The 12908-nt window shown below is 60.8% G+C and carries 12 protein-coding genes; 9 read left to right on the forward strand and 3 right to left on the reverse strand.

All coding sequences use genetic code 11. The features are described 5' to 3' along the window. Positions 1–42 precede the first annotated feature (42 nt). Both AA105894_RS07160 and AA105894_RS07165 read left to right on the forward strand, forming a co-directional pair. Positions 43–897 carry a Rossmann-fold NAD(P)-binding domain-containing protein gene (locus AA105894_RS07160; RefSeq protein ID WP_267311113.1) on the forward strand — a complete coding sequence of 285 codons (855 nt, stop codon included), beginning with the start codon at positions 43–45 and terminating at the stop codon, positions 895–897. A gap of 110 nt (positions 898–1007) precedes the next feature. Further along, on the forward strand, positions 1008–2144 hold the full coding sequence (locus AA105894_RS07165) for a hypothetical protein (protein ID WP_267311114.1): 1137 nt from the start codon (positions 1008–1010) through the stop codon (positions 2142–2144). A gap of 45 nt (positions 2145–2189) precedes the next feature. On the opposite strand, the gene AA105894_RS07170 is transcribed toward AA105894_RS07165, so the two are convergent. From AA105894_RS07170 to AA105894_RS07180, 3 genes are read right to left on the reverse strand one after another with little or no spacing between them, the layout of a single operon-like run. Next, a complete protein-coding gene (locus AA105894_RS07170) occupies positions 2190–3689 on the reverse strand; it encodes an efflux transporter outer membrane subunit (RefSeq protein WP_267311115.1) in 1500 nt (499 codons plus the stop codon). A gap of 5 nt (positions 3690–3694) precedes the next feature. Beyond that, positions 3695–4771, reverse strand: a complete 1077-nt coding sequence (locus tag AA105894_RS07175) for an HlyD family secretion protein (protein WP_267311116.1) — start codon at positions 4769–4771, stop codon at positions 3695–3697. A 13-nt stretch (positions 4772–4784) separates the two neighbouring features. Next, positions 4785–6389, reverse strand: a complete 1605-nt coding sequence (locus AA105894_RS07180; RefSeq protein WP_267311117.1) for an MFS transporter — start codon at positions 6387–6389, stop codon at positions 4785–4787. Between the two features lie 141 nt (positions 6390–6530). Between AA105894_RS07180 and AA105894_RS07185 the strand changes: the two genes are divergently transcribed. The 7 genes from AA105894_RS07185 to dcd all read left to right on the forward strand — a co-directional run bounded on the left by AA105894_RS07185 (position 6531) and on the right by dcd (position 12691). Next, on the forward strand, positions 6531–7487 hold the full coding sequence (locus AA105894_RS07185) for a LysR family transcriptional regulator (protein WP_267311118.1): 957 nt from the start codon (positions 6531–6533) through the stop codon (positions 7485–7487). Positions 7488–7672: 185 nt separating this feature from the next. After that, positions 7673–8056: a glycerol dehydrogenase gene (locus AA105894_RS07190; protein WP_267311119.1), complete on the forward strand. Its 384-nt coding sequence runs from the start codon at positions 7673–7675 to the stop codon at positions 8054–8056. Continuing rightward, complete coding sequence (locus AA105894_RS07195; RefSeq protein WP_267311120.1) at positions 8056–10257, forward strand: pyrroloquinoline quinone-dependent dehydrogenase; 2202 nt, start codon at positions 8056–8058, stop codon at positions 10255–10257. Before AA105894_RS07190 ends, AA105894_RS07195 begins: the two co-directional genes overlap by 1 nt. Before the next feature lie 126 nt (positions 10258–10383). Continuing rightward, entirely contained in the window at positions 10384–11565 is a 1182-nt protein-coding gene (locus tag AA105894_RS07200; RefSeq protein ID WP_267311121.1) for a glycosyltransferase family 4 protein, read from the forward strand. Next, positions 11562–11750, forward strand: a complete 189-nt coding sequence (locus AA105894_RS07205; RefSeq protein ID WP_188427468.1) for a hypothetical protein — start codon at positions 11562–11564, stop codon at positions 11748–11750. The genes AA105894_RS07200 and AA105894_RS07205 overlap by 4 nt, the downstream gene beginning before the upstream one ends. A gap of 13 nt (positions 11751–11763) precedes the next feature. After that, positions 11764–12057, forward strand: coding sequence for a putative quinol monooxygenase (locus tag AA105894_RS07210; protein ID WP_188427467.1), 294 nt, complete (start codon positions 11764–11766; stop codon positions 12055–12057). Between the two features lie 82 nt (positions 12058–12139). After that, a complete protein-coding gene (gene dcd / locus AA105894_RS07215) occupies positions 12140–12691 on the forward strand; it encodes a dCTP deaminase (protein WP_025841649.1) in 552 nt (183 codons plus the stop codon). Positions 12692–12908: the final 217 nt, after the last annotated feature.

Raw genomic sequence — 12908 nt, forward strand, 5'->3', positions numbered from 1 at the left:
GGCGCGGCAGCGCCTCAGCGGTCAAGCGGGAATGGAGCCTTCATGCCACCTTACCTCGTCATTCTCGGTCAGGGCTATTCGGCAAGCGCCGTCTCGACGCTTCTGCATGCACAAGGCTGGACTGTCACAGGCACGAAACGCGCCCCTGAGGCAGAATCGGGGCTGAAGGCATTCGATGCTGTCGAAACCGAATTACTCAACGCCACGCATCTTCTGGTCAGCGCCCCACCGGGCGAGGCGGGTGACCCGGCCCTGCTCCGCTACGGCGCGATTCTTGAAGAAGCCCCCCATCTGCGCTGGATTGGCTATTATTCAACCACGGGCGTCTATGGCGACAGGCAGGGCGCCCGTGTTGACGAGAACACGTCGGTAGCCCCCGGTCAGACGCGCAGCGCGGCACGGGTCAAGGCGGAACAGGACTGGCAATCCCTTGCTACCAGACGCGGACTGGCCTGCGATATCATGCGCCTGGGCGGCATCTACGGCCCCGGTCGGTCGGCATTCGATGCGCTCCGTTCCGGAAAGGCGCGCCTCATCGACGCGCCCGATCATTTCTTCAGCCGCATCCACCGGGATGACATTGCCGAGGCGACGCTTGCCGCCATCGAAACAGCCCAAGGCTGTCGTATTCTGAATTTTGTGGATGACACCCCCAGCCCGCAGGCAGCCGTTTTCGAAGAGGCCTCACGCCTCAGCGGTGCAACGCTGCCGCCCAGACTGACGCTCGAGGCCGCATGGGAAGAGATGAGCCCCATGGCCAGAAGTTTCTGGGCAGAGCGCCGTCTGGTCGAAAGCGTTCTGACAAAGCAAAGCCTGAACAGGGAGTGGCGCTATCCCAGCTATCGCGAAGGACTCGCTGCCATTTTCGACAGCGAAGAAAGCCGCTCGGCAGAGTGACGGCAGAAAGCGCATTTCGTCAGCGGCGTGTGAAGAAACCTTCAATGTGGGCTGGTCGCCCCGATCACGGATACGCTAAGGCTTGTGGGTTGTGCCAAGCCTCGGGGGCCATGATCATTTCACGTTCCATTCTCTCGCCCCTGCGCGCCCTGTGCCTCGTGATGCTGCCCTGCCTGGTCTCTGGCTGCATCACCATCGGACCCTCACGTCTTTCCCATGATCAGCTCGACTATTCCCGCGCCCTTGGCGAGGCGGAAAAACATGCGATGCTGCTCAATATCATCCGTATCCGCTATGCCGACCCGCCAACCTTTCTCGATACAACACAGGTCATTGCCGGTTATCAGTTCAACCGGTCGGTCAATGGCGGCTTCAACGCCTTTCCTTCCGGCGTAGGCAGCTATCTGTTCGGCGGCAGTACGGCGACACTCCAGGAAAGCCCGACTTTCACCTATCAGCCCGAGACAGGGCAGCAATATGCCGAGAACGTCATCCGGCCGATCTCTCCCGTGGTCATCATGCCGCTCAGCCTTGGCGGCCTGCCGATCGACACCCTGCTGCGCCTGACGGCACAATCGATCGACGGTCTGTCGAATGTCCGCGCCCTTGGCGCAGGCCCGACCGGCGGCGGCTCGGTGCGATTCTATCTGCTGCTGCACGATCTGCGTCAGTTGCAGATCCAGGGCGCCATGACGATCCGCATCTCGACCGATGCCCCCAAACCCTCCGGCGATCAGCCCCCCTCCGGCTCGGCAAACAAGCCCTCGGGTTCACAGCCTGAACATGCCTATCTTGTTCTGACGGCGACGTCAGACCCCGCGCTGACCACCATCCAGATGGAAGTGCGCCGCCTGCTGCATCTCGACGCGCATGCCGAGGAAGCCGAAATCGTTTACGGGCCCTATCCCAAGGTGCCCGGACAGATTGCCATCCTGACACGTTCGATGTTCGCCATGCTGTCGCAGATCGCCTATGAAATGGAAGTGCCTGAAGACGATGTGAAAGAAGGCCGCACCCTGCCGACAATCAGTCCGGTCGGCATCGAGACGCGTCCCGATGTCGTAATTCATTCGGGCAAGACAGCCCCTGAGCATAATTACGACGCCGTCCATTATCGCGGACGCTGGTACTGGATCAGCGATGACGATTTCCGCAGCAAGCTCAGTTTCACCATGATGCAGATCCTTGCCGCTCTCGCTGCCACCAGTCATTCGCCCGGCGCCGTCATCACCATTCCGGCGGGCTGAACAGAAGCTGCGACGGCGCAGCGCGTATCGTAGCGCCCAGTTCACCTAAGATCGGGTCCAGCCACCACCCAAGGCCCGATACAGCCGCGCCATCGATACCGCCACCTCGGCTCGCGCATCCGAAAGCGCGCTCCGGCTTTCGAGCAGTCCGTTCTGCGTAGTCAAGACGTTGAGAAAATCTCCCGCCCCCTGAGCATATTGCAGCTGCGCTACCTGAACGGCCGTCTCACTTTCGGTAACCGCTTCGCTCAATCGGTCGTGGCGCTCCTGTGCAGTGCCCAGATCCGCCATCGCATCATCAACTTCCTCCCAGGCATGAAGAACCGTTCGCTGAAGCGCGATCGCTGCCTCCTTCTCCTGCAGACGCCGCAAGGCAAGCTGTCCGGCCAGTTTCCCGCCCTCGAACAGCGGGATGGTCACTGTCGGGCCAAAACCGTATTGGCGCGACGCCCACGAGCCAAGACCGCTGAACTGCAGCGCCTGAACATCCAGACTGCCCGATAGCGTGATGCGCGGAAAAAAATCGGCCATGGCCACGCCGATCGTTGCCGTCGCCGCATGCAAACGCTCCTGGGCGGCGCGTATATCCGGCCGTCTTTCGGCAAGCTGCGAGGGTAATCCTACCGGAATGGACGCCGGGAGCGGCGGAATGCTCCCATGGCCTGCAAGGCGCTGTGACAGGGCGCCCGGTTCGCGTGCCATCAGGAACGCCAGGGCATTGAGGAGATGCACCTCTTCACGATGGAGCTGGGGCAGACGCGCCTCGAACCCGTGAAGCTGCCCCCGCGCATAGGCGAGGTCGAGTTTTGTTGCCGTACCCTGCGTCACGCGCAGAACAGTCAACTCGACACTATGATGGGCGATGTCGAGGCTTTGGTGCGTGATCTCGGTTTGCGCCTGCACATTGCGCAAGGCGATGTAATCCTGCGCGGTCTCGGCCATGAGCGAAACCAGCGTGTCACGCTGCATCTCCTGCATCGCTTTCATCGAGGCTGTTGCGGCTTCGACCTGACGGCGTACATGTCCCCACAGATCGACCTCCCAGGACGCACTGAGCCCATACTGGGGCAGGTTGAAGGCAGGATTGCCCTTCGGCCCGGCTGCGGCGGCGGGCCCGAACCCCTGCGTTCCATCCGCTATCTGCGCCGGGTCACGGTCCGCTTCAGTGCCGAGCAGGCTCAGAATACCGTTCGTGCTGGCGCGTTCGCGGGCATAAGAGGCAGCGCCCTGCGCATGGGGCAGACGCGCTGCAGCCGCGATCCTGCGTTCGGCGCGGCTCTGTTCGAAATGGAGGGCCGCTTCCTTGAGGTCGAGATTGGCCGTCAGCACATCCTGTTCCAGCGCCGTCAAAACCGGGTCCTGATAGAGTTTCCACCATTGCGCCTCGACAGGCGCGGTTTCATCCGGATGGCTTTTCCGAGGCGTCACGCTCTCATACCAGTGAGGCGACACCGCAGGGTCGTGCTTCTGGAAATCAGGCCCAACAGAACATCCGCCGAGGATCACAGGAAGGATCAGCCCAGCCGTGCGGGACAGGTGTTTCATACCCCTCACTCCCACACAAAGCGCGCGTCGGCGGCATGAGCGCCATCACGAGACGAGCCAGTATCGATCATGGCCTCGACAGACATGCCGACGCGTACACGCCGTGCCAGAGGCTGCCCAGCATCAAAGACCAGCTTCACCGGCATGCGCTGCACCACCTTTGTGAAATTTCCGGTTGCGTTATCCGGCTGGATAAGCGCGAAGGCGACATTCGTCGCTGGCGCGACACTATCAACACGGGCATGGAGAACCTCACCCGGGAAGCTGTCGACCCGTATCTCGGCTTTCTGGCCGGTCTGCACATGGGCCATCTGCGTCTCCTGAAAATTGGCGATCACATAAGCCTCACGCACGGGTACAACAGCCAGAAGCCCTGTTCCGGGGTGGACATACATCCCGACACGAACGTCACGCGCTCCGACCACTCCGTCGACAGGGGCAGTAATGGTGCAATAGGTCAGGTTGAGTTCGGCTTGACGCACAAGACTTTTCGTCTGGATCAGCACACCTTTCGCACGCTCACTCTCTGCGGCGAGTACAGCAAGCCCGGCGCGATCGGCGTTCAGGGTTGCCTTGTCGCGAGCAAGCCGCGCAACGGCCTCGCGCTGACGATCCTCGGCCGCCTGCTGCTGCTCGATCGTACTGGCCCCTCCGGCCGAAAGAGCGCGATAGCGTGCTGCATTCTGTCGAGCGAAGAGCAGGGCAGCCTCATCCGCCTCGATTGTCGAGAGAGCCGCGTCGATCGTGGCTGACTGACGCTGCTGCGCAGCTGCAAGATTGGCGATATCGGCTTCGGCTGCGCGGTTCTTTCCCTGAGCCGTATCCAGCGCCGTGCGATAATCGTCATCTTCTATATGTGCCAGCAGATCGCCCGCATGCACTTTCTGGTTGTCTGAAACGGGCACCCGGTCAATTCGCCCCGCGACCTTGGGTGCCACACGCGTGAAATCTGCGGTGATATAGGCATCATTGGTCGATTGATGACGACCATCGCCAATAAAGAAACGATCCGCGCTCCAGGCCAGACCGGTCAGAACAAGCGCGGTGCATCCCGCAAGCAGAAGCGGTTTCTTGTAAGCCATCTGAATAATTCCGTTACTGTGCTGCGAGAGAAGAGGGCACGGCCTGCGGCGAGGGCGACGCGGGCAAGGGAGAGCCGCGATCGGCGGGTGCCTTGCCGGGGGGATAGACGCGCCCGGGGAGAATGGCCGTCAGCACGACGAAGGCGGCGCAGATCACGACCACGACAAGCAGGATATCGACCAGAGCAAGTACCAGAGCTTGGCCAGACAGCATTTCGTGCAGGCGGCCCGCCACATCGGCGCCGTAAGGGTCATGAGCCATGCCGGGATGATCCAGCAGCATGGTCGAATGATATTGTTCGCGACGGCGCAGCAGAGTCGAGAACAAGGCGAATGCCAGCGCATTGGCCATGCCCTTGAGCATATTGACCATGCCCGAAATGAACGGCCCGTCGCTCGGCCCGAGTGCGAGCGTGGCCAGCATCAGCACCGGAATGACCACCATGGGCTGACCGAAGATCTGAAGAGCCTGGATAAGATAGAAATTGTCGCGTACCCATTCGGATGTCAGACCCAGCCCGAGCCAGGCTGACAGCCCCAAAAGGGTCATGCCGATCCCGAGCACCCATCGGCAGTCGACCCGACGCATGTTGCACAGCGCCGCGACCAGAGGCAGCACCACAAGCTGCGGCAGAGCGACGGTCAAGGCGACGGGAGCCGCCTGAACGGGGCGGTACCCCTTGATCTCTTCCAGAAATGTCGTCGTGACCTCATTCATCAGGGCGCAGACGATCAGCACCGCCACGAGTGCCAGCAGAGACATCGTGATATTGCGGCTCTTCCAGTATTGCAGACGAAAGAACGGACTGTGGTGATGCCATTCATGGATCAGGAACCCGAGAAAGAGGGCCCCGCCCCAGAACGTCAGATGCGTGATGAGAGGCGAACGAAACCAGTCGAGCCGGTCACCCTGATAAAGAACCGTCACGATGCAGAGGATTGAAGGCGCGCCGATCAGAAATCCCCGCCAGTTGAAGCCACGAAAACGCGAGAGCTGAACCGGGTCCTGCGGCAGCCCCCAGGCGATCATGACAAGCGCGAGCGCGCCGAGCGGCAATACCTCCCAATAGAGCCAGTGCCAGCCAAGGCGTTCAAAAAGCAGGGCTTCGAAAGGTATGCCGAGATTGGGGCCGAAGGTCGCGCTCATCGCGTAACCGCCTATGCCGAAAACCTTGAGCGGCGGCGGCAGATATTTCAGCATGACCGTCATGAGAATGGGCGGCAGACAACCGGCGCTCAGCCCCTGCATGGCGCGCAGGATGCCAATCGAGACCATATCGGTCATGAAGGGAAGTGGGAGCGACAGCAGAGCCAGTGCCGCCGTCATGAACAGGGCAAATCGATAGATCGAAAAGGTCATGTAGAACCAGGGCGTGAAGGCCATCGCCGCAATGTTGCAGGCCTCATAGACCGAGATGAACCAGGTTCCTTCATCGTGACCCAGATGCATGGCCCCGCGCAGATCGGACAGACCCAGTTCCGTCACATGTTCATTGAATCCCGCGACATGCACGGCCAGCAGCATGCCCAGACATCCGGTGATCGTTCGAAGCCCGAACGGGGGTATGGCGGCAGGAGATGGCGAGGTCCTTGCCTCCTGCCCTGTGGGTGCGCTCATGCGGGGGTATCCTTTCCGCATGGTCTCTAGCGTCGCCCTGCCGGGCCAATAACCCGCAATCCAGGTAAAAAACCCTTCCACCTGGCGTAAGGGTGCGGCAGATCTCTTGCATTCCGTGCAGCACATCCGGAGCCACACCTCATGACCAGAAATCTGCCTGCCAAACGTGGCTACTCGCTCGATCATCTCCGATGGCTTCAGGTTCTGCTTGAAGAAGAAAGCGTCACGCGTGCCGCTAAAAGGCTCAAGGTGAGCGAGGCTGCCACAAGTCGCCACCTTGCATCCTTGCGAACGCTTTTTGGCGACCCCTTGCTGGTCCTCTCGGGAAGGCAGCTCGTCCCGACGCCCTTCGCTACTGATCTGCTGGGAAGGGTACAGACGGTTCTGGCTGAGGCGGAAGCACTTGTCAGCGCGCGCGCCCATCTGGATCTGTCACAGATTGCACCGCATTTCACGATCCGTGCGCGTGACCTCTTTATCGGGGCTTTTGGCAGCGCCATTGCGCAGAAACTTCGGGAGGCCTCTCCACGCTGTCAGGTCGTTTTTTCACCAGAAACAGAAGATTCGATCGGCGACGCACTCAGACGCGGCACGATCGATCTGTATATCGGCGCCACCCAGGATCTGCTGCCCGAAATCAAGAAACAGACCTTGTTCCAGACACGGTTCGAGGCGGTTGTCCGTGCCGGTCACCCGATTCTCGATCAGGAAATCACCCCACAGACACTGGTTGCCTATGATCACATCAGCACCTCTCGAAAAGGGCGTGCACATGGACCTATCGATAGCATTCTCGCCGAAAGATATGGTCTTGAAAGACGGATTGCACTGGTCGTACCCAGTGACTACGCCATGATCGAAACCATGCGCGAAACCGACATGATCCTGCCCTTGCCGGAGATCATCATTCGTCGCCTCCCTCTTGAAGGTATCGGCGCAAAGGCCTTTGCCTTTCCTTTTCCGCTTCCGGATCTGGTCAGTTTCCAGGCCTGGCATCCACGACTCGATAATGATCCCGTCCATCGCTGGCTCCGTGAGACCATTTTTTCAACGGTGCAGTCAGTGGTCAAAGCCCTGCGCGATCGACAGGGGACATGACGGAGTGGCCATACGGCTCGTTCTGCAAACACGAATCAGAAACTTCTTGCGAATAACCTCCAGACGATATCCTGTGATCGACAAACTGAGCATCTCATTAAACGTATCAGAGTTTTCACCGATATGTGTTGCTCTGTTCTGTTCGCGTTCAGGATAGGCTGCACACCCTGTCTCAAGGAGGATTCATGACGTCTCGTTCCAGACCCAGGCGCATTGGCGACTGGGCAACACTGGGCCTCGCCATCCTGATCGTTGTTTTCGGTCTCATCTTTGTCGGTGGTGGCGGCTATCTTCTGAGCCTTGGCGGTTCTCCCTATTACCTGATCTGCGGCATCGTTCTGTTGGCATCGGGGGGGCTCATGGCCATGGGCCGTCTGCTTGGCGCCTATCTCTTCCTTCTTGCCTGGGCGGCAACGCTCGTCTGGACCATCTATGAAGCTGGTTTCGACTGGTGGGGCTGGCTGCCGCGCCTTTTCGGCCCGACGCTCATCGCCATTCTGGTCGTGCTCAGCCTGCCGGTTCTGCGTCGTCAGGATACGGTTCGTCCAGTTTCCCGTGGAGCCGTCTGATGCGTAAACCAGCCCTTCTGACCGCCACCATTCTGGGCGGCATGATTTCCGCCTCGATGGCTTTCGCGCAGATTCCGCCGTCCAACAGCACGCCCGGCGAAGAAACGACCACTGCGGCCATGGCGCATAATGCCGGCGCAGGGCGCTTCGGTGGGCCGTCGCCCTCGGCCCCGCAGGCCCCTGGCGTCAATGCCGCCAATCTGCCCGACATCTCCGAGATCGGCATCAACGAGGTTCCGGCCGCTGTGCCGCAGATCGACGCGACACCTGCCCGCGAAGACTGGCCGGCCTACGGACGCGATTCTAGCCAGAACCGCTACTCGCCGCTCGACCAGCTGACACCCGAAAACGTTGGTCAGCTCAAGCGCGCCTTCGTCTATCATACGGGCAGCAAGCCCGGCCCGGGTCAGGCCAATAAATGGGCCGCCGAGACGACGCCGATCAAGGTAGGCAACTCGCTCTACATGTGTTCGGCCATGAACGACATGATGCGCATCGACGCTGCCACCGGCAAGGAAATCTGGCGTCATGATGCGGGTGTGAAATACCACTCCATTCCCTACACGGCTGCCTGCAAGGGCGTGACCTACTACACCTCCTCGACCGTTCCCGAAGGTCAGGCCTGCCATACGCGCATCATGGAAGCCACGCTCGACATGCGGCTGATCCAGGTCGATGCCGAAACCGGCAAGCCTTGCGAGGGCTTCGGTTTTGGCGGCCAGGTAAACCTGATGCAGGGCATGGGTGAGTCCGTACCGGGCTTCGTCTCCATGACGACCCCGCCTCCGGTCATCAACGGCATCGTCGTAGTCAATCATGAAGTCCTCGATGGCCAGCGTCGCTGGGCACCGTCCGGCGTGATCCGTGGCTACGACGCCGAAAGCGGCAAGTTCGTCTGGGCCTGGGACGTCAATAATCCCGACGATCATCACCAGCCCGAACCGGGCAAGTTCTACAGCCGCGGTACGCCCAACTCCTGGGCCGCCATGACCGGTGATAATGAGCTGGGTCTGGTCTACGTGCCGACAGGCAACTCGGCCGCCGACTATTACAGCGCCATGCGCACGGACAAGGAGAACGCCGTTTCCTCCTCGATCGTCGCGATCGACGTCAAGACAGGTGAGCCGCGCTGGGTCTTCCAGACAGCGCACAAGGATGTCTGGGATTATGACATCGGATCGCAGGCTACCAAGTTCGACTATCACCACGAAGACGGCACGGTCACCCCGGCCCTGCTGGTGCCCACCAAGCGTGGCCAGACCTTCGTGCTCGACCGCGCCACAGGCAAGCCGCTGCCGGAATTCCCGGTCGTCGAAAAGCCGGCTCCTGCCAGCACGATGTCTGACGACCCGCGCAGCCCGACCCAGCCCTGGTCGACCGCTTTCCCGCGTCTCGCCTTCCCTGATCTGAAGGAAAGCGACATGTGGGGCATGTCGCCCATCGACCAGCTCTATTGCCGCATCATGTTCCGCAAGGCGCGTTATGTGGGTGAGTTCACCCCGCCTGCCCTCGACAAGCCGAATATCGAATATCCCGGCTATAACGGTGGCAGTGACTGGGGCAGCATGGCCTATGACCCGGAATCGGGCATCGTCATCGCCAACTGGAACTCGACGCCGATGTATGACCAGCTCATCACCCGCAAGAAGGCGGATGCGCTGGGCCTCAAGCCGATCGACAACCCCAGCTACAACCCGGCTGGCGGCGGCGCAGAAGGCAATGGCGCTCAGGCTGACACGCCCTATGGTATCGTCGTGACCCCGTTCTGGAATCACTATACGGGCATGATGTGCAACAAGCCGCCTTACGGCATGATCGAGGCGATCGACATCAAGACCAAGAAGGTTCTGTGGTCACGTCCGCTCGGCACGGCACGCGCCAATGGTCCGTGGAACATGCCGACAGGTCTGCCGCTCAATATCGGCACACCCAATAATGGAGGTTCGGTCGTTACCAAGGGCGGTCTCGTTTTCGTCGCGGCAGCGACCGACAACCAGATCCGTGCCATCGATATCCGCACAGGCAAGGATGTCTGGTCTGACGTTCTGCCCGGCGGCGGCCAGGCCAACCCGATGACCTACGAAGTCAACGGCAAGCAGTACGTCGCCATCATGGCGGGCGGTCACCACTTCATGATGACCCCCGTGTCTGACCAGCTCGTGGTCTATGCTCTGCCCGACACGGCAGACCAGAAGCACTGAACCGGCAGGGGTCTTCCCCTTTGACGGTGCGTATCAAAAAGGGTCGGGGGTTTCCCCCGGCCCTTTTTTGATGGCGTCGCCCCGTTTCCTCTCCCTGCGGCGCGCGCTTCATGCTACCGCCAGACCATGTCGCGTCTCTGCCCTCATATCCTTCAGGTTCTTCCGGCCCTCGGCACGGGAGGTATCGAGCAGGGCACCATAGAGATGGCCGAGGCAATCATCGCCGCAGGAGGGCGTGCGCTGGTGGCAGGCGCCACAGGACCGCTTGTTCCGAAGCTGATCTCCATCGGCGCCCGTCATATCGATCTGCCGCTCGGGCAGAAATCACCCTTTGCCATCTGGCGTCATGCAAAGGTGCTCGCCCAGCTCATCAGGGATGAACGCATCGATCTGGTCCATGCGCGTTCCCGTGCACCGGCATGGGCGGCATGGCATGCCACACGGCGCACGGGCACCCCGCTCGTCACGACATGGCATGGTGTTCACAAGGCAGGCTTTCCCGGCAAGAAACGCTATAACGCCGTTCTGGCGCGCGGCAGACGTGTTATTGCCATCAGCACGTACATCGCCACCCGCCTGAGAGAGGAATATGGCGTGGGCGATGACCGGCTGCGCCTGATTCCACGCGGGGCCGACATGACCCGCTTCGACCCCGATATCGTCAATGGTGCGCGGATTCAGGCTCTTGCAGAAAAATGGCAGGTGCCGCCGGGTACGCCGGTCATCATGCTTCCCGGTCGTCTGACACGATGGAAGGGGCAGCTTCTCCTGCTCAGGGCCATGGTTCATCTTCAGACGCAGCTTCCGGGGCCTTGGCTCTGCGTTCTGGTTGGCCCGGCCGACCCCAAGGACAGCTATGTGCAGGAGGTCGAGGCCACCGCCATCCGGCTGGGCCTGCGCGAACGCCTGCGTTTTGCCGGGCTGTGTCAGGACATGCCCGCCGCTTATGCGCTGGCCGATGTCGTTGCCGTACCGTCCTTGCGTCCCGAGCCTTTCGGGCGCGTGGTGATCGAGGCGCAGGCAATGGGGCGTCCCGTGGTGGTCTCGGCTCAGGGTGGTGCCATGGAGACGGTCATTCCCTTCCGCACCGGGCTTCTCGTGCCTCCTGACGATGCCACAGCACTGGCCGAGGCGCTGGCGCAGATCCTGACCCTGTCAGATGGCGCCCGCACCCTTCTGGCCGAGACCGCGCGCCATCACATTGCAGAAAACTACACCACCCGGCAGATGCAATCAGCCACACTCGCTGTCTATGATGAACTGCTCGGTGGCTGCCTGTCAGACCGCTTTCTGGGACTCACCTCATGACCACGCCGCCACGCACCACCCTGACCGAAAAGGCGCAAGCCGATCTGGAAAAGCGCCAGGCGCGTGAGGCCGCTGCCCTGCGTGCCAATCTGCTGCGTCGCAAGGCGCAGGTGCGCAATCGCGCGGTCAAGGCCCCTGAAGACCAGGAAGCACCGACAGGCCCCGGCCCGGCTTCATCCCCCTGAAAGGAACATGATCATGTCCAAGGTTCTTTATGCGACCATGCGCGCCCTGCCCGGCAAGCGCGAGGAAATTGCCCGACTGCTTACGTCTCTTGCCGATGACGTGCGCAACGAGCCCGGCAATGAGCGTTTCGTCGTCTATACCCTTGAGGAAGATCCCGATTTCTTCCATGTCGAGGAAACCTATCGCGACGAAGACGCCTTCAAGGCCCATATGGGCATGGAACATGGCAAAATCTTCAATAATGCCATCAAGACCCTGGTCGAGGGCGGTGGCTCGAAGGTTGTCTTCCTGACCCATATCGCCTGATCATCCCTGGCGGTTTGCAGAGCCGTGGCGCTGGCGCTAGACCTGCAAACCCCATTCTCCTCACCGTACTGGAAATCGCGCCATGCCCATCATGCCAGATAGCTGGATCCGTCAAATGGCCCAGGAAAAGGGCATGATCGAACCCTTCGTCGAGGCCCAGAAACGCGAAGGTGTCATTTCCTACGGCCTGTCTTCCTATGGCTATGACGCCCGCGTTGGCGAAGACTTCAAGATCTTCACCGATGTCGATAATGCCGTGGTCGACCCCAAGCAGTTTGCTGCCAACAGCTTCGTCACGCGCACAGGCGACATCACCATCCCGCCCAACAGCTTCGCTCTGGCTCATACGGTTGAATATTTCCGTATCCCGCGCGACGTCCTCGTGGTCTGCCTCGGCAAATCCACCTATGCGCGTTGCGGCATCATCGTGAATGTCACCCCGCTCGAACCCGAATGGGAAGGCCAGGTCACGATTGAAATCAGCAACACCACCAAACTGCCTGCACGCATCTATGCCAATGAGGGCATCTGCCAGTTTCTGTTCTTCCAGGGCGCCTCTCCCTGCGAGACAAGCTATGCCGACCGCGCCGGCAAATACATGAAGCAACTTGGCGTCACGACACCACGCCTCTGAAACCCGGTGGGCAGAGGGGCTTGCGCCTCTGCCTCTCCCGAAAGCCGCAGCCCCTTTTTTATCCCCGTGAGGGGTAAAGGGGCGATGGCGCTCTTTTCGGAAAGCGCCGCAGCTCCCCCTATTCGTCTGACGACGGAGACCCCTTCCCGACACTCAAGATGATTTTGAGAAGCATTCTCAATGACTTGCCGGAAGAGGCGCATTGGCAACTTTCGCC

Source organism: Asaia spathodeae NBRC 105894 (assembly GCF_025994195.1).
Taxonomy (GTDB): domain Bacteria; phylum Pseudomonadota; class Alphaproteobacteria; order Acetobacterales; family Acetobacteraceae; genus Asaia; species Asaia siamensis.